Annotated in this window: 23 protein-coding genes and 1 pseudogene; 14 read left to right on the forward strand and 10 right to left on the reverse strand. The window is 74.8% G+C overall.

Features of this window, described 5'->3' with window-relative positions; translation table 11 throughout:
• A partial coding sequence (locus tag SJ20_RS04275) for a hypothetical protein (protein ID WP_044659056.1) occupies positions 1 to 1,728 on the forward strand: 1,728 nt, incomplete at its 5' end.
• A gap of 12 nt (positions 1,729 to 1,740) precedes the next feature.
• Here the strand turns inward: SJ20_RS04275 and SJ20_RS04280 are convergent.
• The gene (locus SJ20_RS04280) at positions 1,741 to 2,064 is read right to left on the reverse strand and encodes a hypothetical protein (RefSeq protein WP_044659057.1); all 324 of its coding nucleotides are present in this window, start codon (positions 2,062 to 2,064) and stop codon (positions 1,741 to 1,743) included.
• 123 nt (positions 2,065 to 2,187) lie between these two features.
• On the opposite strand from SJ20_RS04280, the gene SJ20_RS04285 reads away from it, so the two are divergent.
• The 8 genes from SJ20_RS04285 to SJ20_RS04320 all read left to right on the forward strand — a co-directional run bounded on the left by SJ20_RS04285 (position 2,188) and on the right by SJ20_RS04320 (position 9,935).
• Complete coding sequence (locus SJ20_RS04285; RefSeq protein ID WP_044659058.1) at positions 2,188 to 3,315, forward strand: oxidoreductase; 1,128 nt, start codon at positions 2,188 to 2,190, stop codon at positions 3,313 to 3,315.
• A gap of 56 nt (positions 3,316 to 3,371) precedes the next feature.
• Positions 3,372 to 3,911 carry an NUDIX hydrolase family protein gene (locus tag SJ20_RS04290; protein WP_036316089.1) on the forward strand — a complete coding sequence of 180 codons (540 nt, stop codon included), beginning with the start codon at positions 3,372 to 3,374 and terminating at the stop codon, positions 3,909 to 3,911.
• A gap of 2 nt (positions 3,912 to 3,913) precedes the next feature.
• Positions 3,914 to 4,813: a DUF6707 family protein gene (locus SJ20_RS04295; RefSeq protein WP_225348910.1), complete on the forward strand. Its 900-nt coding sequence runs from the start codon at positions 3,914 to 3,916 to the stop codon at positions 4,811 to 4,813.
• Positions 4,814 to 4,930: 117 nt separating this feature from the next.
• Positions 4,931 to 5,503, forward strand: a complete 573-nt coding sequence (locus SJ20_RS04300; protein WP_044659060.1) for a GNAT family N-acetyltransferase — start codon at positions 4,931 to 4,933, stop codon at positions 5,501 to 5,503.
• 74 nt (positions 5,504 to 5,577) lie between these two features.
• A complete protein-coding gene (locus SJ20_RS04305; protein ID WP_044659061.1) occupies positions 5,578 to 6,372 on the forward strand; it encodes a glutamine amidotransferase in 795 nt (264 codons plus the stop codon).
• Positions 6,373 to 6,402: 30 nt separating this feature from the next.
• Entirely contained in the window at positions 6,403 to 7,362 is a 960-nt protein-coding gene (locus SJ20_RS04310; protein WP_044659062.1) for an ornithine cyclodeaminase family protein, read from the forward strand.
• Between the two features lie 41 nt (positions 7,363 to 7,403).
• Positions 7,404 to 8,747, forward strand: coding sequence for a tRNA guanosine(34) transglycosylase Tgt (tgt, locus tag SJ20_RS04315; protein WP_044659063.1), 1,344 nt, complete (start codon positions 7,404 to 7,406; stop codon positions 8,745 to 8,747).
• 249 nt (positions 8,748 to 8,996) lie between these two features.
• Positions 8,997 to 9,935, forward strand: coding sequence for an endonuclease domain-containing protein (locus tag SJ20_RS04320; protein WP_044659064.1), 939 nt, complete (start codon positions 8,997 to 8,999; stop codon positions 9,933 to 9,935).
• 100 nt (positions 9,936 to 10,035) lie between these two features.
• Here SJ20_RS04320 and SJ20_RS04325 read toward each other — a convergent pair whose 3' ends face one another.
• Entirely contained in the window at positions 10,036 to 11,250 is a 1,215-nt protein-coding gene (locus SJ20_RS04325; RefSeq protein ID WP_020624825.1) for an acyl-CoA dehydrogenase family protein, read from the reverse strand.
• A gap of 126 nt (positions 11,251 to 11,376) precedes the next feature.
• Between SJ20_RS04325 and SJ20_RS04330 the strand changes: the two genes are divergently transcribed.
• The gene (locus SJ20_RS04330) at positions 11,377 to 11,982 is read left to right on the forward strand and encodes a TetR/AcrR family transcriptional regulator (protein ID WP_036384906.1); all 606 of its coding nucleotides are present in this window, start codon (positions 11,377 to 11,379) and stop codon (positions 11,980 to 11,982) included.
• 10 nt (positions 11,983 to 11,992) lie between these two features.
• Here the strand turns inward: SJ20_RS04330 and SJ20_RS04335 are convergent, their stop codons facing one another.
• The 3 genes from SJ20_RS04335 to SJ20_RS04345 all read right to left on the reverse strand — a co-directional run bounded on the left by SJ20_RS04335 (position 11,993) and on the right by SJ20_RS04345 (position 13,512).
• Positions 11,993 to 12,628, reverse strand: a complete 636-nt coding sequence (locus tag SJ20_RS04335) for a GNAT family N-acetyltransferase (protein WP_044659065.1) — start codon at positions 12,626 to 12,628, stop codon at positions 11,993 to 11,995.
• Between the two features lie 99 nt (positions 12,629 to 12,727).
• Positions 12,728 to 13,051, reverse strand: coding sequence for a putative quinol monooxygenase (locus tag SJ20_RS04340; RefSeq protein ID WP_010079505.1), 324 nt, complete (start codon positions 13,049 to 13,051; stop codon positions 12,728 to 12,730).
• The gene (locus SJ20_RS04345) at positions 13,048 to 13,512 is read right to left on the reverse strand and encodes a DUF4126 domain-containing protein (RefSeq protein ID WP_044659066.1); all 465 of its coding nucleotides are present in this window, start codon (positions 13,510 to 13,512) and stop codon (positions 13,048 to 13,050) included. The genes SJ20_RS04340 and SJ20_RS04345 overlap by 4 nt, the downstream gene beginning before the upstream one ends.
• Positions 13,513 to 13,643: 131 nt before the next feature.
• On the opposite strand from SJ20_RS04345, the gene SJ20_RS04350 reads away from it, so the two are divergent.
• The 3 genes from SJ20_RS04350 to SJ20_RS04360 all read left to right on the forward strand — a co-directional run bounded on the left by SJ20_RS04350 (position 13,644) and on the right by SJ20_RS04360 (position 16,177).
• Positions 13,644 to 14,489: a hydroxymethylpyrimidine/phosphomethylpyrimidine kinase gene (locus SJ20_RS04350; RefSeq protein WP_020624820.1), complete on the forward strand. Its 846-nt coding sequence runs from the start codon at positions 13,644 to 13,646 to the stop codon at positions 14,487 to 14,489.
• A 56-nt stretch (positions 14,490 to 14,545) separates the two neighbouring features.
• On the forward strand, positions 14,546 to 15,601 hold the full coding sequence (locus tag SJ20_RS04355; RefSeq protein WP_044659067.1) for a hypothetical protein: 1,056 nt from the start codon (positions 14,546 to 14,548) through the stop codon (positions 15,599 to 15,601).
• A gap of 90 nt (positions 15,602 to 15,691) precedes the next feature.
• Positions 15,692 to 16,177, forward strand: a complete 486-nt coding sequence (locus SJ20_RS04360) for a hypothetical protein (RefSeq protein WP_044659068.1) — start codon at positions 15,692 to 15,694, stop codon at positions 16,175 to 16,177.
• A gap of 250 nt (positions 16,178 to 16,427) precedes the next feature.
• On the opposite strand, the gene SJ20_RS04365 is transcribed toward SJ20_RS04360, so the two are convergent.
• The gene (locus SJ20_RS04365; RefSeq protein ID WP_044659069.1) at positions 16,428 to 17,687 is read right to left on the reverse strand and encodes a sensor histidine kinase; all 1,260 of its coding nucleotides are present in this window, start codon (positions 17,685 to 17,687) and stop codon (positions 16,428 to 16,430) included.
• 21 nt (positions 17,688 to 17,708) lie between these two features.
• Complete coding sequence (locus SJ20_RS11985; protein WP_002856694.1) at positions 17,709 to 17,882, reverse strand: hypothetical protein; 174 nt, start codon at positions 17,880 to 17,882, stop codon at positions 17,709 to 17,711.
• Between the two features lie 151 nt (positions 17,883 to 18,033).
• Between SJ20_RS11985 and SJ20_RS04370 the strand changes: the two genes are divergently transcribed.
• Positions 18,034 to 18,717 carry a response regulator transcription factor gene (locus tag SJ20_RS04370; RefSeq protein ID WP_002856693.1) on the forward strand — a complete coding sequence of 228 codons (684 nt, stop codon included), beginning with the start codon at positions 18,034 to 18,036 and terminating at the stop codon, positions 18,715 to 18,717.
• A gap of 11 nt (positions 18,718 to 18,728) precedes the next feature.
• On the opposite strand, the gene SJ20_RS04375 is transcribed toward SJ20_RS04370, so the two are convergent.
• The 3 genes and pseudogenes from SJ20_RS04375 to SJ20_RS04385 form a co-directional block, all read right to left on the reverse strand.
• The gene (locus SJ20_RS04375; RefSeq protein ID WP_002856692.1) at positions 18,729 to 19,562 is read right to left on the reverse strand and encodes a thermonuclease family protein; all 834 of its coding nucleotides are present in this window, start codon (positions 19,560 to 19,562) and stop codon (positions 18,729 to 18,731) included.
• A gap of 117 nt (positions 19,563 to 19,679) precedes the next feature.
• A complete protein-coding gene (gcvT, locus tag SJ20_RS04380) occupies positions 19,680 to 20,846 on the reverse strand; it encodes a glycine cleavage system aminomethyltransferase GcvT (protein WP_044659070.1) in 1,167 nt (388 codons plus the stop codon).
• A gap of 13 nt (positions 20,847 to 20,859) precedes the next feature.
• Positions 20,860 to 21,591, reverse strand: a pseudogene (locus SJ20_RS04385) (glycine dehydrogenase (aminomethyl-transferring)); the annotation flags it as partial.

Consider the following 21,591-nt stretch of genomic DNA (forward strand, 5'->3'; position numbering starts at 1 on the left):
GAGGAGGCCCGCCGGGCCCAGGCCGCGCGGGTGGCCCGCCGCCGCCGCGAGGAGGAGAAGCAGCGCCGTCGGCGTGAAGCCGAGCGGCGCCGTCGGGTGGCGGCCGAGGAGAAGGCACGTGCCGCCGCCGAGGCGGAGGCCCGCCGCCGGGAGCGGGAGGAACGGCGCCGCCGGGAGGCGGAGGTCGCCGCCGAGCGCGCCCGCGTGCAGGCGGAGCGGCGGGCCCGCGAGGAGGCCGCGCTCGCCGAGCGGGAGCGGCTGCGGCTCGAGGCGGAGGCGGAGGCGGAGCGCCGTCGGCAGGCGGCCGAGGCCGAACGCCGTCGCCTCGAGGCCGAACGCGTCGAGGCCGAGCGGCGCCGTCGGGCCGAGGAGGCCGAGCGGCGCCGTCGGGAGGCGGAGGAGGCCGCCCGCCTCGAGGCCGAGCGACGTCGTCGCCAGGCCGCCCGCGTCCGCGCCCACACCGTGCTGCACGCCGAACGCGCCCTCGCCCAGGCCCGGCTCCTCGAGGACCGCGCCCGGGAGGCCGAGCGCCGTGCGGCGGAGGACGCCGCCCGCCGCCGTCGCGAGCACGAGGAGCGGGAGTCCCGCGCGCTCGCCCGGGCTGCGCGCGAGCTCGAGGGCCCCGAGGTCTTCCCGGCCGCCGCCGACCGGCCGCTGCTGTCCGACCCGGAGGAGCGGCTCACCGATGAGGAGCTGTTCGCCCGGGCCCGGGTGGCCCTGCCCGAGTGGCGGCGGCGGCAGCGGCTCTCCACGAAGGCGCAGGCAGTCCAGGCCGAGGCCACCGCCCACTCCTCGGCGGGGCCGGTCACGGGCGCCCTTCCCCTGATCCCCGGCTACACCCCCGCCCCGCCCGAGGAGCCGGCCGGCTCACCGACCCGCGCGGACCGGCGCGGCCAGACGCTGCTGACCGTCGCGTGGGCGCTGTTCGTGCTCTCCGGTGCGTGGGGCCTCGGTCTGGCCGGCCGCGTCCCGGGGCTCGGCGCCCTCGATGCCGGCGCGTACCCGCTCACCGCCGACGGCCGACACGGCCCCGGCGCGAGCGTGTTCGGGCTGTCCCCGCTGCACCCGGCGATCTGGCCGGTGCTGTGGCTGCTGACCGGGATGTACGTGCTCCGGCAGTGGGGGCCTGGCCAGGGCGCGTCGCCGCGGCACCGCCGCATCCGGGGCGCGGTCGCGGGGACCCTGCTGGCGCTGGCGCTGTGGTTCCCCCTGGCCGTCCTGGCCCCCGGGGGCCTCGACGTCGTCCCGTGGCTGCTCGCCCTGGTCCTCATGCTCCGTGTGGTCCGGCGGCTCGGCGCCCGCCCGGCGGCCCGCCGCCTCGCACGGGTGGCCGAGGACGGCGCGCTCGGCGTGCTGCTGGGCACCCTCCTCGCCGGCGCGCCCACTGCGGTGGGCGCCGCCCTCCACGCCTGGGGCGTGCACGTCGACTGGTTCCCGACCGAGCTGCTCGCCCTGCTGGTGCTGATGGCCCTGCTGCTGGCGGCCCTGCGCCTCGTGCTCGGTGGGCGCGGCCGCCTGGGTGTGGCCCTGGGCATGGCCTGGACCCTGCTCTGCCTCGCCCTGCCCCGCCTGCTGCCCAGCCCGCTCGGGGCGCAGCAGAGCGCATGGGTGGGTCTCGCGGCCGCCTTCGGGGCGCTCCTGCTGGTCACGGCCGCGGCCGTGCGCCGCTCCTGGGCCCGCCAGATCGAGCGCGACGCCGCCCGCCGGCCGCACCCGGCCGGCGCCTGAGCCCGGCCCCGTTCAGCGCCCGGGCCCAGCGGGCACCGGGACCCACCGACCGCCGTCGCGCCGGAGCACGTCCAGCCGGCCCGTCACGGCGACGCCGGACACCGCCTCCGCCATCCGCCGCGCCACCTCGGCGGCCTCGGCGTCCTCGCCGGCCCGGTGCGAGCCGTGCACCGTGAAGCGCAGCACGATCCGCGGGACGCGCGCCACGACCTCGATGTCCTTGGCCGCGAGCACGTGCGAGGCCTGGACGGCCGCCTCGGCCAGGTCCATGACCTCGTCGGGCCGGTGGCCGGGCAGGAGGTCGCCGATCTGCAGGCGGGCACGGTAGGAGGGCATGGGCCCAGGGTAGGGGTGGCCGCAGCAACGGTGACGACTTCCCTCGTCGCACGGGCCGGGCCCCTTCCGCCCGCCGCGGACGCGTGCCCTCCCGTGTCCGGACCCGCTCGTAGGGTGGGGCGCATGACTCAGACCGCCACCCCGCAGACCGACGCCCCCGCCGTGCCCGCGATCTTCGAACCGATCGAGATCAACGGCGTGCGCGTGCGCAATCGCCTGATCCTGCCGCCGATGTGCCAGTACTCGTGCGAGGCGCGCGACGGCGTCCCGCACGGCTGGCAGTTCCAGCACCTGGGCGCCCGCGCGGCCGGCGGCTTCGGGATCGTGGTGGCCGAGGCCACCGCCGTCACACCCGAGGGGCGCATCTCCCCGTGGGACACCGGCCTGTGGAACGACGAGCAGCGGGACGCGTGGGCGCCGATCGCCGAGTACATCGCCTCCGAGGGCGCCCTGCCCGCCATCCAGCTCGGCCACGCCGGCGCCAAGGCCTCCACCGTCCCCATGCACCCGGGCGCGCCCGCCGGGCAGCCGATCCTCGAGGGCCCCGACTCCTGGGAGACCCTCTCCCCCTCCGGCGTGGCCACCAACTCCATGGAGATCCGCACCCACGCGATGCGGGTGGACGAGATCCGGGAGACCGTCCAGGCCTTCGCCGACGCCGCCGAGCGCGCCGACCGTGCCGGCTTCGGCGCCGTGCAGCTGCACGCCGCCCACGGCTACCTCATCCACCAGTTCCTCTCGCCGCTGACCAACACCCGGACCGACGAGTACGGCGGGGACTTCGAGGGCCGCACCCGCTTCCTCAAGGAGGTCGTGGCGGCCGTGCGCGAGGTGTGGCCCGCGGACAAGGTCCTCGGCATCCGCATCTCCGGCTCGGACTGGATCGAGGGCGGCTGGAGCATCGAGGAGACCGTCCGCCTGGCGCAGGAGCTGCAGGGGCACGTGCACTGGTTCGACCTGTCCTCCGCGGGCATCGGCGACACCTACGAGGGCCCCCAGGGCCCGGGCTATCAGGTGCCGCTGGCCACCGCCGTGAAGGAGGGCACCGAGGGGATCGTGGTGTCCGCCGTCGGCTCGCTGACCGGCGCCGAGGAGGTCGCGGCCGTGGTGGACGAGGACCGCGCCGACGCCGTCTGCGTGGGCCGCGCCGCCCTGGCGAACCCGAACTGGCCGACCGCGGCCGCCCTCGCGCTCGACGTCCCCTCGGAGCAGGTGCCGATGGCCCGGCAGTACTTCCGAGCCAAGTGGTGAGCGGAACACGCGGGACCCGGTGTGCCCCCGGCGCGGAACTCCGGTAGAACAGAACCATGAGCGTGCGCACCCCCGACCCGAATCCGGGCTGGCTGTCCGACGAGGACCTCTACGAGGCCCGGCGCCGGCTGCCCATGGTGTATGTGGAGGCCATCCCGGTGCGGCTGGACTCCCTCGGCTACGTCACCGAGATCGGCCTGCTCTACGTGGCGGACGAGACCGGTACGTTCCAGCGGACGTTCGTCTCCGGCCGTGTCCAGTATCGGGAGACCATCCGCGCCGCGCTGATGCGCCACCTGGAGAAGGACCTCGGCCCGCTCGCCTTCCCGCAGCTGCCGCCGTCGGTGGTCCCCTGCACCGTCGCCGAGTACTTCCCGGCGCCGTCCGAGACCGGGCTGACGGACGACCGCCAGCACGCCGTGGCCCTGGTCTACGTGGTGCCGGTGACGGGTGAGTGCCAGCCGCGCCAGAACGCGCTCGAGCTGACCTGGCTCACCCCCGAGGAGGCCCTCGGCGAGGACATCCAGGCCGAGTTCATCGGCGGCCGCGGGGACCTGGTGCGCCAGGCCCTCGCCCACGTGGGATGGGGGCGCTGAGCATGGCACCGGTCGTCGGCGGCTACCTCCGCCATCTGAAGTCCCAGGACGTGCAGCCCGGGGACAGCTTCCTGACCCGCCGCGGCGAGCCCGCCCCGCCGGTGGCCTCGACCCGGGTGATGCGGGACGACTTCGGCACCCCCGCGCTCGTGATCGCCACCCTCGAGGGCGGCCGCGAGGTCAAGATCGCCCACGGCTCCGTGATCCGGGTCCGCACGGACCGCCCGGAGGAGCGCAGGGCCGTCCCGGACACCACCTTCTCCCCCGTGGACGCGGGCTCCCCCGAGGAGCGGATCGTCGCCGTCGGCAAGCGCCACCTCGACGACACCGAGCTGACCGCCACCGCGGCCCGGCTCTCCCACGGGTTGAACCTGCGCTCCGGCTCCCAGCTGGAGGACGTGTTCGGCATGGCCGAGCGGCTCTACCTGCTGCACGAGGACACCGAGGGCACGCTCGCCACCCTGGGCCTGCTGACGAACCTGCCGTGGGACGGGGCCGTGGGGCGGTGGAAGTCCATCCAGGCCGCGCTGTCCCTGGCGTCGCTGATCCTGCGCGAGGAGGGCGAGCACATCGCCGCCGCCAACCTCGGTCGGCGCCTGCTCGAGGCGGACGAGGTCCCCTCCGAGCCGGGCCGGGCGTCCCGCGTGCTCGAAGTGCGCCAGCGTCAGCTCAACGAGCCGCCGCTCTACGACCGGGAGATCTCCCGCGCCCTGCAGGCCCGCGACGCCGAGGCCGAGTATCAGTGGCGCCGGGCCCGGTTCGGCCAGCTGCTCTACCTGCGTGCCCGCGGCGGCTCGGAGACGCTCACGGACGCCGACCTGGATTCCCGGATCGCCCGGGAGCTCGGCACGCTGCGCACCCTCGCCGACGAGCTCGAGGCGAAGGCAGCCACGCGCCGGTGAGGCCCAGCCGCGGGACGGGCGTCGAGAGCCGGCCCCGTCCCCGGTGACACGCCCTCCGGGGTGCGGTTCGTGTGGCGCACCTCACTCTCCAGCCCCTGTCGGGGCTATGCGCCCGACATGACCGGCTCCGCACCCGCTCAGCTCCGCCCCCTCCGCTCCACGGACGCGCCCGCCGTCCTGGCGGCCTTCCACGCGGGCACCGTCGGCATGGCCGACCCCGGGGAGGTCACCGACGAGGCCTCCGCCCGCGCCTACGTCGACGGACTGGTCCAGGCGGAGGGGACGGACGCCGTCGCCGTGGTGGAGCGCGGGACGGACACGCTGATCGGCCTGGTCGCCGTCGTGCGCGACGAGGCGCACGGCACCGGCGCGCTCACCGCCTGGCTGCATCAGGGCTGGCGCGGGGACGCGATCATGTCGCGTGCGGCGACCACCGTGGCGGGCGCCGAACTGGCCGAGGGCGGCCTCGAGCGGATCGAACTGGCCCACCGGGCGGACAGCCCGACGGCGGGGGCCGTCGCCCGGGCCGCCGGGCTCCGACACGAAGGCACGCAGCGCGGCCGCCTCCGCGCGGGCGGGCGGCGGCTCGACGTGCACCGCTACGGCCGGCTGGCCGCGGACCCGCTGCCCGAGGAGCGCGTCCGTCCCCTGCCGTGGGCCTCCGACGCCCGCCCCTGGGCCGACCGCTGACCGCGGCCCGCCCCCGACGACGCCCCACGACGCCGCCGCGCCCTCCCGGCCCGATGCCCCGCTAGTCTGCCGAGATGACCACCCCGACCGGCGCCGTCCCGAGCCCGCATCCGCGGCCGTTCCTCCTCGTCCAGACGCGCCCCGAAGACGACGCCGCGGCCGCCGAGGTCGAGGCCGTCCAGCGACTGGGCGGCTATCCGGAGGGCCGGCTGCGCGTGCTGCGCCTGGACCGCGTCGTGCAGCGCCCGGACGTGGCCACGCACGGCCTGGACTGGGAGGCGGAGCTCGCGGACGTCGCCGCCGTGATCCTGCCCGGCAGCCCGTTCACGGGCTCCGATCCCGAGGAGACCAAGTCCCCCGTGCAGCGCGCCGTGGAGGCGGAGCTGGGCCGGATGCTCGACGTCGTCCGGCGCCGCGACCTGCCGTTCCTCGGCTGCTGCTACGGCGTCGGCACGCTGGGCCGGCACGCCGGCGGCGTCGTGGACAACGCCCATGGCGAGTCGGCCGCGCCCGTCGAGGTCACGCTCACCGACGAGGGTGCCGCAGATCCGCTGCTGGCCGGGGTGCCCCGCGTGTTCGCGGCGTACGTCGGCCACAAGGAGGCGATGAGCGCGCTGCCGCCCGGCGCGGTGCTGCTCGCCGAGGGCGCCGACTGCCCCGTGCAGATGTTCCGGCTCGGCACCCGCCAGTACGCCACCCAGTTCCACCCGGAGCTGGACCAGGCCGGGATCCTCGAGCGCCTTGAGATCTACCGCGAGCACGGGTACTTCGCGCCGGGCGAGTACGAGCCCACGGTGGCGGGGCTGGCCGCCGTCGACCCCGAGCACCCGCGCCGGATCCTGGCGAACTTCCGCACGCTGTTCGGCTGAGCCGCCCGGCCCACCCCGTAGCGTGGCCGCATGGACACGCACCGCGCCACCGCTTCCCTGCCCTGGATCGACGGCCCCGCCGTGCGCGCCGCCCTGAGCCCGCGCGCCGCCGTCGACGCGCTGGAGGCGGCCCTCGCCGCCGGCCTGGACCCGGAGGCCGACGCCCCCCGCACCCGCGTGTCCACCGCCGCCGGGCAGCTGCTGCAGATGCCCTCGACGCGCGGGACCGAGGTCGGCACCAAGCTGCTCACCCTCACGCCGGACAACCCCGAGCGCGGACTGCCCGTCATCCAGGGCGTCTACGTGCTGTTCGGCGCCCCGGGCACCCCCGGCCAGGCGCCGCGGGCCGTGCTGGACGGCGTCGAGCTGACGGGCCTGCGCACCTCCGCGGTGTCCGCGCTCGGGGTGCGGCTGCTCGCGGACGCCTCGCCCCGGCACCTGGTCGTGGTCGGCACGGGCGTGCAGGCGTGGGAGCACGCGCTCACCTTCCAGGACGTGTTCGGGCTGGAACGGGTGTCCGTGGTGGGCCGCGACGCCGACCGGGCCGCCGCCCTGGCCGCGCGCATCGAAGCGGAGCTGGGCGTGACCGCGAGCGCCGCGGGCCCGGAGGCCGTGGCGGAGGCGGACGTCGTGGTGACGTGCACGGCCGCGACGGCCCCGCTGTTCGACGGGACACTCGTGCCGGAGCACGCGACGGTCGTGGCGATGGGCTCGCACACCACGGACGCCCGCGAGACCGACGACGCCCTGGCCCGCCGCGCGACCGTGGCGGTGGAGTCGCGGGACTCGGCCGCCCGCGAGGCCGGCGACGTCACCCTCGCGATCGACTCCGGCGCCCTCGCCGGGATCGAGGACACGGTGACGCTGGCCGAGCTCGTGGCCGGGACCGCGCGTCGTCGGGAGGGCGCGCCCGCCCTGTTCGTCACCACCGGCATGCCCTGGCAGGACCTGGTGGTGGCGAGCGCGGTGGCGCGGGAGGTGCTGGGCTGAGCCGGGGCGGCCTGCGGTGCCTGCGCACTACCCTGGGTCCCATGCCTGAGACCCCCGCCGCCCCGACGCCGCAGCCCGCCTCCGGTGCCCCCGCGCATCCCTCGCAGTTCGGCTTCGAGGTGACGCACCGGCTGGAGACCGGCGGTGCGGACGGCGCCCCGCTCGGCCGCACCGGCGTCATCACCACCCCGCACGGGCGGATCCAGACGCCGGCGTTCATCCCGGTGGCCACACAGGCCACGGTCAAGGCGGTGCTGCCGGAGTCGATGGCCGAGCTCGGCGCGCAGGCCCTCCTGGCCAACGCCTACCACCTGTACCTGCAGCCCGGGGACGACCTCCTCGACGAGGCCGGCGGCCTCGGCGCGTTCATGAACTGGCCCGGCCCCACCTTCACGGACTCCGGCGGCTTCCAGGTGATGTCCCTGGGCTCGGGATTCAAGAAGGTCATCGACATGAAGGGCCCCGGCGCGCCCGAGGGGCAGGGCGCCGACGACGCCGTCGCCCCCGGCAAGGAGCGCCTGGCCAACGTCGACGACGACGGCGTCTGGTTCAAGTCCCACCTGACCGGGGACCGACACCGGTTCACCCCCGAGGTGTCCGTGGGCATCCAGCACAACCTCGGCGCGGACATCATGTTCGCCTTCGACGAGCTGACCACCCTGCACAACTCCCGCGGCTACCAGGAGGAGGCGCTCGAGCGCACCCGCCGCTGGGCCCAGCGCTGCCTCGACGAGCACGCCCGCCTCACCGGGGTCCGCGCGGCGCGGCCGTACCAGGCGCTGTTCGGCGTGATCCAGGGGGCCCAGTACGAGGACCTGCGCCGCAAGGCCTGCCGCGACCTCGCAGCGATGCGGGCAGAGTTCCCGGCCGCGGGGGAGCTCGACGGCGTGACCTCCGGCTTCGACGGCTACGGCGTCGGCGGGGCCCTGGAGAAGGAGAACCTCGGGACCATCGTGGGCTGGTGCGCGCAGGAGCTGCCCGAGGACAAGCCGCGCCATCTGCTGGGCATCTCCGAACCCGATGACCTGTTCACCGCCGTCGAGAACGGCGCCGACACCTTCGACTGCGTCTCCCCCACCCGTGTGGCCCGCACCGGCGCGTTCTACACCCGCGACGGGCGCTACAACCTGCCCGGGGCGAAGTACCGCCGCGACTTCGGGCCGCTGGACCCCGAGTGCGACTGCTACACGTGCGCCCACTACTCGCGCGCGTACCTGCGGCACCTGTTCAAGGCGAAGGAGATGGTGGCGCACACGCTCCTCTCCATCCACAACGAGCGGTTCACGGTCTCGCTCGTGGACCGGATCCGCGCGGCCATGCAGGACGGGACGTTCGCGGAGCTCAAGGCTGAGACCCTCGGCCGGTACTACGCCCCGAAGGGCTGAGGGGTGCTGGGTCCGCCGGCACGCTGCGGGGGGGGGAGCCAGCACGCTGCGACGGGCGCGAGCCAGACGTTTCTGCTGTTCTGAGGGGGCTGTCACGACCGATTCGTCTGGCTCAGCGCCGCTCGGACGCGTAGAAGACGTGAGCCAGACGATTCAGTGGCTCCTGCACAGGGCCGCCGGCCCGGCTCGCCCTCCACGGCCCTCCCGCTCGCCATCCGGGGTCCACCGCCGGAAGGGGAGGCTGGCGGCATGGTCGCCCCTCCTCCGCACGACGACGCCCTCGGCCCCGTCTTCCCGGTCGCCGCGGGGCTGCAGGCCGGTCTGACGGCCTCGCAGCTGCGCGGCCCCCGGTTCGACGCCCCGCACCACGGGCTGCGGCACCTCGCCGGGGGTCAGCCCTCACTGGCCGACGTCGTCCGCGCCCTCCAGCGGACGAACCCCGGCACCGCGGCCACCCACGCCACCGCCGCTCGCCTCTGGGGGATGTGGCTGCCGCGGCAGTGGGAGCGCGGCCCCATCCATCTGGGGCGCACGCGGGCCGAGGGCGGGGCGCCGCGCCGCAGCGGCGTCGTCGGGCATGAGCTGCACCCGCAGGACCCCGTGCTGGTGCGCTCGGGGGTGCGGATCACGACGCCGGCCGCCACCTGGGCGGCGCTGGCGCAGCTGGGTCTGCCGTTGGCCGACGTCGTCGCCGCCGGGGACAGCCTGCTGCAACGGGCTGACGGCCCGGCGGGCCGGCGTCGCCCCGGCGAGCATCCGCGGTGCACCGTGCGTGATCTGGAGGCGGAGGTGCTGCGGGTGCGCGGGAGGCGAGGGACGCGGACCCTGCGAGCGGCCCTGCCGCTGCTCAGGGACGGCGCGGATTCGCGGCCGGAGACGCTCCTGCGACTGGCGCTGACCGACGCGGGTGTGCCGGAGCCGGAGGTGAATCCGCTTTTGATGCTGAGCGACGGGTCCGCCGTCCGGCCGGACCTGGTGTGGCGGGAGGCCCGCGTCTGCGTGCAGTACGAGGGCGATCATCACCGGACGGACCCGCAGCAGTGGCGCCGTGACATCGAGCGCGACCGCCGGATGCAGGCCGAGGGGTGGATCGTGCTGCGCGTGGCCGCCAGCGTCTTCACCCAGCGGGGCCTCGACGCCCTGCTGCGCGACCTCGCCGCCCACCTGCGGCTCCCTCTGCCTGCGTGAGCCAGATGAATCGGCCGCCGAGCCAGACGAATCGGCGGCAGGGGGGCGTGCGCACCAGCAGAAATCTCTGGCTCACGCCGCCGCCCCCGCTCGCGTCATCTCACACGAACGCGCCGACCCCCGTGATCTCGCGGCCGATGATCAGCCCCTGCACGGTCTCGGTGCCCTCGTAGGTGTGGATCGCCTCGATGTCCGCGAAGTGGCGGGCCACCTCGTTCTGGATGAGGATGCCGTTGCCACCGAGCAGGTCGCGCGCGTTCGCGGCGATGGACCGCGCGGCGCGCGTCGCCGAGTACTTGGCCATGGACGCCATCGGCCCGGTGAGCCGTCCCTCGTCCTCGAGCCGGGTCGCACGCAGCACGAGCAGCTGCACCTGGGTGAGCTGGGAGAGCATCTCGGCCAGGCGGGTCTGCACGCTCTGGGCGGCGGCCAGCGGTCGGCCGAACTGGACGCGCTGCCCCGCGTAGTGCACCGCCGCCTCGTAGCAGCCCACGGCCTTCCCGAGGGCGGACCACGCGACCCCCACGCGCGTGGCGAAGAGGACGCGGGAGGTGTCCTTGAAGGAGCGGGCCTCGGGCAGGACGTCGGCGTCGGGCACGAACACGCCGTCGAGGGTGATGTGGGCCTGGTCGATGGCCCGCAGCGCGACCTTGCCCTTGATGACCTCGGCCGTGTAGCCCTCGGACTCCTGGCGCACGATGAACCCGCGGACCTTCTCGTCCTCGGCGCTGCGCGCCCACACCACGGTCACCCCGCCGGCGGCCCCGTTGCCGATCCACTTCTTGTGCCCGTGCAGCCGCCAGCCGCCGTCGACGCGCTCGGCGCGGGTCTCCAGCGAGACCGAGTCGGAGCCGTGGGTCGGCTCCGTGAGCGCGAAGGCGCCGTAGAGCTCGCCGCGCGCCATGGCCGGCAGGTGCTCGGCGCGCTGCTCCTCGCTGCCGCACAGCTGGATCGAGCGCATGGCCAGACCGCCCTGCACGCCCGTCATCGTGGCGATCGAGCCGTCCAGGCGCGAGAGCTCCATCATGGCCAGGCCCGCGGCCACGCGGGAGATCTCGGGCAGCCCGTCCACGGGGACGCCGTCGCGCAGCAGGTCGGCCTGGCCCAGGCGGGCCACGAGGTCGAGCGGGTACTCGTGACGGTCCCACGCCTCCCGGATCCGGGGCAGCACGTCCGGCTCGAGCGCGAAGGCGCGGGCCCGACGCCACACGTCCTTCTCGGCGTCGGACACGTCCGCGAGCGCGAGGTAGAAGTCGGTGTCCAGCGGCGTGGCGACGTCGTACTCGGGCTCGACGGTGGGCAGGGTCTCGGTCATGGTGGCCTCCCGGGCGGGGTCGGAGAGATGGGTGTGTCCGTCATCACCCTACACCGACTGACACGCCATCTCACAGAATCAGACGCAGTCTCACCTCCTCTCCGCGCCCGTGGCACCATGGCCCGCATGACGACGCCCGCCGAGGACACCCTCACCGCCCTGATCCACCTGCTGGACCGCGAGGGCTACGACGCCGTCACGGCCGACCAGCTCGCCCGCCAGGCCGGCATGAGCCGGGCCAGCTTCTTCCGCCACCTCGGCGGGAAGGAGGAGGTGGTCTTCGCCGACCACGCGGCGCTGCTCGCCCGCCTGGACGACTTCCTGCGCGGCACCTCCCTCGGCGTGCGGGAGGCCCTGGAGGAGGCGGTCCTCCAGGTCTTCCGGCATCACACCGCCGATCCGGACCGGGCCCGGGCGCGCTCCCGCCTGCTGCGCGGCTCCCAGTCGCTGCGCACGCGCGAGCTGCTCACCTCGCACCGCTACACGGAGCTGTTCTCCGGCTGGCTCGCCACGGCCCTGCCGGACACGCCCGCGCGCGGCGGGGTCGCCGTCGGGCTGGCGGCGGCCGTGGTGGCCGTCCACAACCGCGCCCTGCGGGCGTGGCTCCACGCCCCGGCCGACGACGCCGAGGCCGGCCTGCGCGCGGACCTCGCGGAGGTCATCGCGCGGCTCACGGCCGAGCCGGCCGAGGCCGAACGAACGCTCGCCGCCGTGCGCCGACTCCTGGGCTGACGCCCCGCCCTCAGCGGCCGGCGACCTGCGCGTTCTCCGCCCCGAACGCGGGCGGGTAGCGGAACTCGCCGGCCGGCACCTCGGCCCCGTCCTGGAGCGTGAGGACCTGCAGCGCCTCGGGCTGCCGGGCGAAGGCCGCGTGCACGCCGTGCTCGGAGGCCCGGTGGAAGCCGAACTTCGCGTAGTACTCGGGCCAGCCGTAGACCACCACGACCTCCTCGCCGTCGGCCTGCGCCTTCTGCAGCAGGGCGTTGACGAGCGCGGTGCCGGCGCCCTCGCCCTGATGCTCGGGCAGGACGCCGTGAGGGGCGAGGGCGAGCACTTCGGCGTCGTCGATGTGGGCCCGGACCAGGGTGCCGTAGCCCATCGGGTCCGACTGCAGGTCCGTGCCGGGGATCGCGGCCGTCATGGCCACGAGGGAGTACTGGGGCAGCCAGCCCTCCGCGCCGCCGGCGAGCTCCTCGACGAGGTCGGCCTCGGCCGTGGACGCGAAGGCGAGTTCGGCGATCTGGCGGACGGCGCGGCGGTCCGCCGGATCGTCGTGATCGGCCTCGCGGGTGGACCAGCGGTGACCGAGATCCTGGCCGGCGGGGACGTGGGCGGCGCGGTAGCCGGGGGTCTGGATGCTGTTCTGCTCGGCGCTCATGCGCTCACCGTAGCCAGGGTGTGACCCCGGATACAGGGACGGCGCCCTGCGTCACGCTCGTGACGCGGGCGCCGTCGCCTCCTCCGGCCGGGGGCGGGCTCAGTCGATCTGCAGCTCGCCCATCGGGCCGAAGCCCTCCGCACCGACCTGCTCGGAGATGATCTGGGGCGTGCTCGCCAGCAGCGGGCGCATCGCGTCCAGGCCCTCCTGGAAGTGCGGGGACGCGACGTGGGCCTGCGCACCCTCGTCCGTGAACCCCTCGAGCAGGAAGTACTCGTTCGGGCCGCCTTCCACCGGGCGGTACCACTCGAAGAACAGGTTGCCGGGCTCGGAGCGCACGTCCGCGGTGTACTTCGCGACGGCGTCCATCCACTCGTCGGCACGCTCGGGCTGGACGGTGAACTTCAGGTTGATGAGGATCATGCCGTCCATTCTGGTCCACCCGGCACGGCCGCGGCACGGCCTCGCGTCCGCCGCGCGCGGAACCGCCGGGCCAGCAGCCACAGGCCCACGACGACGGCGACCACCAGCACGGCGACCAGCACCGGCAGGAACAGCGCGGCCGCGACGAGGCCGGCCGCCGAGACGTCCTCGGCCGCCGAGAGCACGGGCGCGGCGGCCCCCACCGTGACCGTGTCGGCTCCCACGACCGTCTGGACGACGTCGTTGACCGCGTCCACCCCGGGGATCTTGTCCGCGACGAGCTCGAGCGCGAGCAGGGCGCCGAGGATCCAGAGGGAGGCGTCGGCGGAGAGCCACGTCCACCCCGCGGGCAGGTCGACGAGCCCCGTGAACCGGTCCAGCAGACCCAGGGCGAGCAGGGGGATGTAGGCGTTGAGCCCGGCCGAGGTGGCCAGGCCCGTGCCGGTGAGGAACTCGAGCACGTCCGTCCCCGTCCTTCGCGGGTCGCTCGGGGCGCCCGGGCGGACGCTCCGGGTCCGAGGACCCTCGTTCCCCGGTGAACACCGCCGGCCGTCGGGCGCTTCCCGTCCGGGGTCGGTCCTACCATGGGCGCATGCCCCAGACCGCTCACTCCCCCCAGCACTCCGCCTCCGCCCCCGCGCTCGCCCTGACCATCGCCGGGTCCGAGGCCACCGGCGGCGCCGGCGCCCAGGCCGACCTCAAGACGTTCCAGGAACTCGGCGTCTTCGGCATCGTGGCGCTGACCTGCATCGTCTCCTTCGACCCGGAGGACGACTGGAACCACCGCTTCTTCCCCGTGCCCACCGAGATCCTCCAGCAGCAGCTCGACGCCATCCAGGGCGACTACCCGGAGCGGCTGCGCACCGTGAAGCTGGGCATGCAGGGCTCCCCGGAGGTCATCCGCACCTCGGCCGCGGCCCTGCGCCGCGCCGAGTGGGACCACGTGGTCCTGGACCCCGTGCTCATCTGCAAGGGCCAGGAGCCGGGCCACGCCCTGGACACGGACCAGGCGCTCAAGGCCGAGCTGCTGCCGCTGGCCACCTTCACCACCCCGAACCACTTCGAGACGGAGCAGCTCTCCGGCATGACCGTGCGCTCGGTCGAGGACCTGACGGCGGCCGCTCGGCGCATCCACGAGATCTCCGGCGCGGCCGTCCTGGCCAAGGGCGGGATGCACCTGCCCGGCCCGGACGCCGTGGACGTGTTCGTGGACGGGGACACCGTGGAGGTGCTCTCCGCCCCGAAGATCGGCCAGTCCGGCGTCTCTGGTGCGGGCTGCTCGCTCGCCGCCGCCGTCACCGCCGAGTTGGCCAAGGGTGCCACCACGCTCGAGGCCGCGCGCCGCGCCAAGGAGTTCGTGCGAGCCGGCATCGCGCAGGCGGTGGAGGGCCGCACGCCGTTCGCCGCCCTGTGGCAGGGCGGCCTGCGCTCCGCTTGAGCGCGCACGTGGGCCGCTGACTCGTCCTGAGCCGGGCGGTGCGCCACACTGGGGGCATGAAGCTCCCCTCCCCCGCCCCTTCCGCCCCCGGCGAGGTCCACCACTCGGCGTCGTCCGTTCCCGTCGACGGCGTCGAGGCCGTCGTCCCCGCGCTGCGCCAGCGCGCCCTCGCCCCGGGCGGCCGGCTCTACGGGCTGGCGGCGGCGGCCGCGGTCGGCGGGCTCACCCTGCTGGATCCGCACGCCCGCCGAGGGCGCGAGCGTCGGGCCCTCGCAGAGCTCGAGGCCGCCGTCAGCGGCACGTTTCTCGCGGCCGAGACCGCCAACGCCCTCCACACCGCCGCGATCGCCGACGGCGAGGTGGCCCCCTCCCCCGCCGCGCGTGCCCTGCGCGGGCTCGGCGGACTGGCCGTCGGCGGCGCGGTCGCGGCGGTCGCGCTGCGCACCACCGGCCTGAACGACCGGGTCGACGGCGCCGTGGTGCGCGGGCTCCAGCGGGCCGGCGTCCCCGCCCCGCGCGTCGCGCTGGCCGCAGCGGCCTCCCTGGCGATGCTGCTGGCCAACGAGGACGCCCGCCGGACCCGCCGCGACGCCGTCGAACTCGCCGTCACCGGACCCGCCGGCCTGGACGAGGACACGGTCGACGAGGTCGAGCCGGAGGCCACCGCCGAGCTGCCGGTCGAGGTGCGCGTCCTGCTCGAGACCCTGCTCGACCCGGCGCTGGCCGAGGGCCGGGACCTGCCCGGGGCTGAGGCGCTGCGCTCCCAGCTGCCGCACGCCCGCACCGTCACCTCGGTGGCCGAGGCCATCCGTGAAGCCGGCGAGGTCCCGGACTGGGTGCCGCTCGTCGTCCAGACCGACGACGACGTCCGGCGCGCGGTGCCGAACGACTGCGTCTGGCCCGTCCGCGGCCGCTTCGCCTCCGGATCCGCCGGAGGACACGAGCTCGAGCTGCGCCTGCAGGTGATCGACGGGGAGATCGGCGCCCTGACGGTGACCCTGCCCGCGGACGCCGAGGCGGACAGCGACGCCTGGGACGCGTTCCAGGAGATCGAGTCCTTCCCCGGCGTCGAGGACCTGGCCTTCCACGTGGACGGCGACCGGCGCGCCTGACCGGGAACTCTCCCGGGGCCCGTCCAGCCCGGCCCACTACAGTGGGGACCCGCCCGACGTCGTCGATCCCCCTCCCGGAGAGTTCCCGCCATGACCACCCCCGCCCCGGTCGCGTCCGCCGCCCGTGCCCGTCGCCGCGCGGCCCGTTCCGGCCCCTGCCCGCAGCTGCGCATGGGACTGAACGGGTTCCTCGTGGCCTGGCTGCTGCCCAACCTCGTGATGGCCGCCGTGGTGGCGGTCCTGGCCGTGGTCCCGGGCCTGCAGGCCTTCGGCAGCCTGACACCGCTGCTGACGGTGGTCGGGGTCGCCGGGCTGGTGGTGGGGCTGCCGCTGTGCCTGCTCGTGAACTGGGCGTTCCGGCACGTGCTCAACCAGTGGGTCCACGTGCTGGCGTACGCGCTGATCGGCATGCTCTACGGCCTGGTGGTGCTCACGCAGGGCGCGGCGGGCATCCTGCCGATGCTCATCCCGGTGATCGGATTCCCGGCCGCCGTGCTCATGGCCCTGGGCCGGACGGCGGCCCGTCCCCTCGTCCGCACGGTCACCCCGGAGCCGTCGCGCACCGAGCCGGCCTGAGCACGCCCGCAACGAGAAAGGACGATGGCCGGATGGCCATCGTCCTTCTCGGAACCGCGTCCGGGGCCCGCATCCCCTCAGGCATGTATCCCGGCTCGTGATTCGCACTGTGCACCGTCTCAATGGGGCATGACCCACTCTAGGAGGGACGACGGCGCCCCCGACAGTGGCGGATGGTGCAGACTTTCGGGCGATGATGTGAGGCAGCTCACATGGACGTGGTCCATGACGGTGCCGGCGCCGGCCTCAGTCAGACGGACCGGGGGAGCACCGCGCGCACCCGCCACCCCCAGCCCCCCGGCCCGGCCTCGATCGCGCCGCCGAAGGTGGCCACGCGATCCCGCATGGAGTTCAGGCCCACACCGGAGGAGTTCCACTGCGGCGGGCCGGACCGCTCGGCGACGGTGTTCTCCACCGCGAGCACCACGTCCGACCCCGCGTCGCGGAGTTCGATGCGCACGCGCGCGCCCTCGCCGGCGTGCTTGGCGACGTTCGTGGTGGCCTCCTGGAGCACCCGGTGCAGGGTGGACCGCACGGAGATCGGCATCGCGTTCTGGTCGCAGCGGACGTCCGTCTCCACCGTCATTCCGAGACTGCGCAGCTCCTCGGCCAGGCGGGCCACGGACAGGACCGGATCCGCGGACGTCGCGCCGTCCGCGTCCCCCGCGGCGCCCGGCTCACCGCTCGGGTCCACGATCCCGTCCTCCTGGAGGACGGAGAGCATGCGCCGCAGGTCCCGCAGCGCGTCCTTCGCGGAGTCCCCCACCACGTCCAGCACGCTCTGAGCCGCCTCCGGGGTGCCGAGGTAGCGTGCCGTCCGGGCCTGCATCGAGATGATCGTGAGGTTGTGCGCGACCACGTCGTGCAGGTCGCGGGCCAGGGAGCGACGCTCGGCCTCGGCAGCCAGCCGGGCCCGTTCCTCCGCCTCGAACACCCGGCGGCGATCCCGCTCCCGCCGGGTCAGGCTCTCGCGGATGAAGAGCCCGCCGCCGAGGCCCATGGACATGAGCAGCAGGATGAACCACGTCGCGTTCGCCTGACCCACCGCGAACGGCTGGGCGACGCCCCAGGTCAGCGCCAGGACGGCGGCCGTGACGACGAACCCCCAGGAACGGGCGGTCGCCGCGACGGCCCCGAGGACCACGGGCGCGACGACGGCGAAGAGCACCTCGGAACCGCCGACGACGGTCGCGACGGCCCCGGGCAGGAGCAGGGCGAAGCCCACCGTGCTGCGCCACCACTGGGCGAGGAAGGCGCTGGTCGCCGACGCGATGGCGATCCCGTCCAGGACCGGGATGACGCCGTGGCCCGGGCCGAACAGACCGATGTCGGACGCGGTCGAGGCGAGCAGGAACGCCGACCCGAAGGCGAGATAGACGCGGCTCAGCGGCGCCGCGGCCCAGAACGCGCGCCACCGCAGGCTGCGCGCCTGACGCCACGCCGAAGAGCGGCGCGCCCGGGAGGGCGCGCCGCTCCGGACGGAGGGGGTCGATGGGCTCGAATCAGGCATCGGGGGCGGACCGCCCCGGGGTCAGTCGCACCAGATGCCGAAGTGGCGGCACGTCCACTCCGCAGTGCCTTTGCCGAGGCCCAGGGTCGTGACGACGTCGTCCTCGGCCGAGGCCGCCGAGGCGGCGGCGGCCGGAGCGCCGACGAGGGTGGAGGCGAGAAGGAGAGCGGAAGCGAGGAGAGCGCGAGTCTTCATGGCCCCAGTATGTATGACGCCCGTCACAAATGGTGCACGCCGCGCACAGGCCGCGCCGCGGCATGGCGCAGATGACGGCCGGCGGGCACCCCGGCCTCGCCCCGACGCCGACAAGGTGGCATGCGCCACAGCACCGGTTACGCTGACCTGCGTGTCCGAAGAGCTGCGCATCCTGATCGCCGACGACCAGCCGCTCATGAGCGGCGCGCTCCGCGTGCTCGTCGACTCTGCCCCCGGCATGACCTGCGTGGGTGTGGTCGCCAACGGCGTCGAAGCCGTGGAGGCGTGCGCCGCCATCGAGCCGGACGTGGTCCTGATGGACATGCAGATGCCCCTGATGGACGGGGTGGAGGCCACACGCCGGATCAAGGACACCCACCCCGCGATCCGGGTCCTGGCGATCACCACGTTCACGTCCGAGGACTACCTCGTGCCGGCCCTGCGCGCCGGAGCGGGCGGCTACCTCCTCAAGGACGCGGAGCCGCCGGCCATCCTGGGCGCCATTCAGGCCGTCCATCGCGGCGAGTCCGTGCTCTCCCCCGCCGTGGCGACCAAGCTGCTCGCCTCGATCGAGCGGGACCGGCCGACGGTGGGCCCCACCTCGGTGCAGCCCGGCAGCCCCGACGGCTCCGACCTCACCGAGCGGGAGCTGGGCGTGCTGCGGCTGCTGGCCAGGGGTCAGTCGAACCCGGAGATCGCCGCGAACCTCTTCGTCTCCGAGTCCACGGTCAAGGCCAACCTCACGCGGATCATGGCCAAGCTGGAGGTCCGCGACCGCGTCCAGCTGATCATCCGGGCGGCCCAGCTCGGGCTCGTCACCCTCGCCCTGGACTGAGCGCGGCGGGGTCAGCCACGGGCCGCGATCTCGTTGCGCCGCGTGTTGAGGTCCTTCAGGACTTGCATCCCGTGCTCCACCACCGGGTCCGCCTCGGCCAGGAGCGACTCCTTGGCCGGCCCGTAGGCGAGGTCGGCGAACGTGCCGTTCTCCGGGTCGAGGGCCCGGATCTCCTGCTGCACCAGGCGCACCTGGTCCAGGCCGGCCGCGTACTCCACCGCTCGCTCGTCGATCTTCGTCAGGGACGCCTCCGCGTCCTCCGGGATCTGCTCCAGGGCGAACTGGGCCTCGTAGAGCCGGTTCTGGTACGTGCAGGGCTCCTCGATGTCGTAGAGCCCCACGCCGCGACCCACGGCCTCCTGATTGGCCTGGGCGATCTCCTCCGCCAGGCGCTTGCCGACGGCGACCTCCGTGGGGGCGGCCATGCCGGCCTCCGCCATGGCCACGTTGACGGTGCCGCCGCCGATCGAGATGACCGCGCTCTCCATCCCCTCGGGCGCGCCCTCGTCCGAGGTGGTCATGCTCGCGGTCGCCCCCTGCGGGAGCCGATCACGCAGCCAGGCGTAGGACTCCTCCCCCATGCAGAGGTTGGGGCCGACCTTGAGGCCCTCGGGGTTGCGGCCCGCGCTCGTGACGCCGGCGAGGACCACGGTCCGCTCGGTGCCGCCTTGGTTCACCACCACGGTGTTGCCGTCCAGCACGGTGACGATGTCCACGCGGGCGGCGTCGGCGGCCACGCCGCGGAGGACGGTGACGATGCCCAGCAGGAGCAGGACGGCGGCGACGGCGAGGAAGACCAGCAGCCCCTTCAGGGGGACCCGGGCACGGGCGGCGACGTGAGTCATGCGGACTTCCTGCAGGTGGACGGCGGGACGGGGGGCCGCGACGACGGCCCGGAGCCCGAGTCTAGCGAAGGGCCCCGGGACCGCCGAGCGGCGGGCCGAGGGACGGCTGCGTCGGGCTCAGCGCTCCCGGCGGTAGAACGGCGTGGCCACCACGGTGAACGGCTCGCCGCGGCCGCGCAGGTCCACCTGCAGGGACGTGCCCTCGGCGGCCACGTCGCGGCGGACACGGGCCAGGGCGATGGGGTGTCCGAGGGTCGGGCTGGGGGCGCCCGAGGTCACCTCGCCCACCCGCTCGCCGGACTCGTCCAGCACGGCGTAACCGTGCCGGGCGGCACGCCGACCCGCGCCCTGCAGCCCCACGAGGACCTCCTCGACGTCGTCCCTGCCGACCAGCGCGGATCGTCCGACGAAGTCGGCCTCCTTGCTCGCGGGCACCGCGAAGCCGACGCCAGAGGCGTGCGGCTGGTGCCCGGTGTCCAGCTCGTTGCCGTAGAGCGGCATGCCCGCCTCGAGGCGCAGCGAGTCCCGCGAGGCGAGCCCGCACAGCGTCAGCTCCACGCCCGCCTCGTCCGCGGCCGAGAGCATCGTGTTCCACACGGCGGAGCCGCGGTCGCCGGCCTCGGCGGTGGAGGCGGCGGGCAGGAACAGCTCGAAGCCGTCCTCACCGGTGTAGCCGGTGCGGGCGACGACGGCGATGACGTCACCGGCGTCCGTGGGCACGGTCAGGGTCAGGTGGCCGTAGTACTTCAGCTCGGCCAGCTGCGCCGCGGCCTCCGGCATGGCCCGGGCGAGGATCCTCTCGGCCTGCGGGCCCTGCACGGCCACGAGGGCGGTGGTCGAGGACTCGTCCTCGACGACGGCGTCCCAGCCCGACGCCCGCTGGTTCAGGGCGGTGTGGACCGCGGCGATGTTGCCAGCGTTGGGCACCACCAGGTAGTCGGGCTCGGAGCCGGCCTCGCCGTCGTCCATCCGGTAGACGATCGTGTCGTCGAGGATGGTGCCGGCGTCCGTCAGGCACAGGGCGTACTTGGCGCGGCCGGGCTTCAACGTGGAGAGCACGCTCGAGAGGGCGTGGTCCAGCATGGCCCCGGCCTCCGGGCCGGTGACCCGGATCTCGCCCATGTGGGAGAGGTCGAACAGGCCTGCGGAGGTGCGCACGGCCTTGTGCTCGGCCAGCTCGGAGCCGTACTTCAGGGGCATGTTCCAGCCGCCGAAGTCCGTGAACGTGGCGCCCGCGGCCTCGTGGACCGGGTGCAGCGGGGAGTTGCGCGTCGAATCGCTCATGGGGGTGATCCTCTCAGTCCTCGTCGGCGGTGTCGGCCACGGCGCCCTCGAACGCCTCGGGCGGCGGGCACGAGCACACGAGGTTGCGATCGCCGTAGGCGCCGTCGATGCGGCCCACCGGCGGCAGGTACTTGTCCAGACGCAGGCCCGGCACCGGCGTGCCCGCCTGGGCGCGCGAGTAGGGGCGATCCCACTCGTCGGCCATCAGGACGTTGAGGGTGTGCGGGGCGCGGCGCAGGACGGAGTCCGCCACGGTCTCCGGGGTGACGGCGGTGATCTCGGCGTGGATGGCCTCCATGGCCTCGATGAACCGCTCGATCTCCTCGAGGTCCTCGGACTCGGTGGGCTCCACCATGAGCGTGCCGGCCACGGGGAACGCCAGGGTCGGGGCGTGGAACCCGTAGTCGATGAGGCGCTTGCAGACGTCCTCGGCGGTCACGCCCGTGCGGGCCGTGAGCTCGCGCAGGTCGAGGATGCACTCGTGCGCCACGAGGCCGTCGTTGCCCGTGTACAGCGTCGGGTAGAGGGGCGCGAGGCGGCGGGAGATGTAGTTGGCGCCCAGCAGCGCGTGCGCGGTGGCGGAGCGCAGACCCTCGGCGCCCATCAGGTGGATGTAGGCCCAGGAGATGGGCAGCACGCCGGCCGAGCCGTGCGGGGCCGCGGTCATCAGGGCCTCGCGGGAGGGCAGGTACGGCACCAGGTGCTCGCCCACCGCCACGGGGCCCACGCCCGGGCCCCCGCCGCC

Origin of the sequence: Micrococcus sp. MS-ASIII-49, assembly GCF_000946635.1 — a bacterium.
GTDB classification, from domain to species: Bacteria; Actinomycetota; Actinomycetes; order Actinomycetales; family Micrococcaceae; genus Micrococcus; species Micrococcus luteus.

Bases quoted from the DNA above. Each gene is read 5' to 3' on its own strand.
- SJ20_RS04280 (WP_044659057.1), bottom strand. From the start codon at position 2,064: ATGCCCTCCTACCGTGCCCGCCTGCAGATCGGCGACCTCCTGCCCGGC.
- SJ20_RS04285 (WP_044659058.1), top strand. From the start codon at position 2,188: ATGACTCAGACCGCCACCCCGCAGACCGACGCCCCCGCCGTGCCCGCG.
- SJ20_RS04290 (WP_036316089.1), top strand. From the start codon at position 3,372: ATGAGCGTGCGCACCCCCGACCCGAATCCGGGCTGGCTGTCCGACGAG.
- SJ20_RS04295 (WP_225348910.1), top strand. From the start codon at position 3,914: ATGGCACCGGTCGTCGGCGGCTACCTCCGCCATCTGAAGTCCCAGGAC.
- SJ20_RS04300 (WP_044659060.1), top strand. From the start codon at position 4,931: ATGACCGGCTCCGCACCCGCTCAGCTCCGCCCCCTCCGCTCCACGGAC.
- SJ20_RS04305 (WP_044659061.1), top strand. From the start codon at position 5,578: ATGACCACCCCGACCGGCGCCGTCCCGAGCCCGCATCCGCGGCCGTTC.
- SJ20_RS04310 (WP_044659062.1), top strand. From the start codon at position 6,403: ATGGACACGCACCGCGCCACCGCTTCCCTGCCCTGGATCGACGGCCCC.
- tgt (WP_044659063.1), top strand. From the start codon at position 7,404: ATGCCTGAGACCCCCGCCGCCCCGACGCCGCAGCCCGCCTCCGGTGCC.
- SJ20_RS04320 (WP_044659064.1), top strand. From the start codon at position 8,997: ATGGTCGCCCCTCCTCCGCACGACGACGCCCTCGGCCCCGTCTTCCCG.
- SJ20_RS04325 (WP_020624825.1), bottom strand. From the start codon at position 11,250: ATGACCGAGACCCTGCCCACCGTCGAGCCCGAGTACGACGTCGCCACG.
- SJ20_RS04330 (WP_036384906.1), top strand. From the start codon at position 11,377: ATGACGACGCCCGCCGAGGACACCCTCACCGCCCTGATCCACCTGCTG.
- SJ20_RS04335 (WP_044659065.1), bottom strand. From the start codon at position 12,628: ATGAGCGCCGAGCAGAACAGCATCCAGACCCCCGGCTACCGCGCCGCC.
- SJ20_RS04340 (WP_010079505.1), bottom strand. From the start codon at position 13,051: ATGATCCTCATCAACCTGAAGTTCACCGTCCAGCCCGAGCGTGCCGAC.
- SJ20_RS04350 (WP_020624820.1), top strand. From the start codon at position 13,644: ATGCCCCAGACCGCTCACTCCCCCCAGCACTCCGCCTCCGCCCCCGCG.
- SJ20_RS04355 (WP_044659067.1), top strand. From the start codon at position 14,546: ATGAAGCTCCCCTCCCCCGCCCCTTCCGCCCCCGGCGAGGTCCACCAC.
- SJ20_RS04360 (WP_044659068.1), top strand. From the start codon at position 15,692: ATGACCACCCCCGCCCCGGTCGCGTCCGCCGCCCGTGCCCGTCGCCGC.
- SJ20_RS04365 (WP_044659069.1), bottom strand. From the start codon at position 17,687: ATGCCTGATTCGAGCCCATCGACCCCCTCCGTCCGGAGCGGCGCGCCC.
- SJ20_RS11985 (WP_002856694.1), bottom strand. From the start codon at position 17,882: ATGAAGACTCGCGCTCTCCTCGCTTCCGCTCTCCTTCTCGCCTCCACC.
- SJ20_RS04375 (WP_002856692.1), bottom strand. From the start codon at position 19,562: ATGACTCACGTCGCCGCCCGTGCCCGGGTCCCCCTGAAGGGGCTGCTG.
- gcvT (WP_044659070.1), bottom strand. From the start codon at position 20,846: ATGAGCGATTCGACGCGCAACTCCCCGCTGCACCCGGTCCACGAGGCC.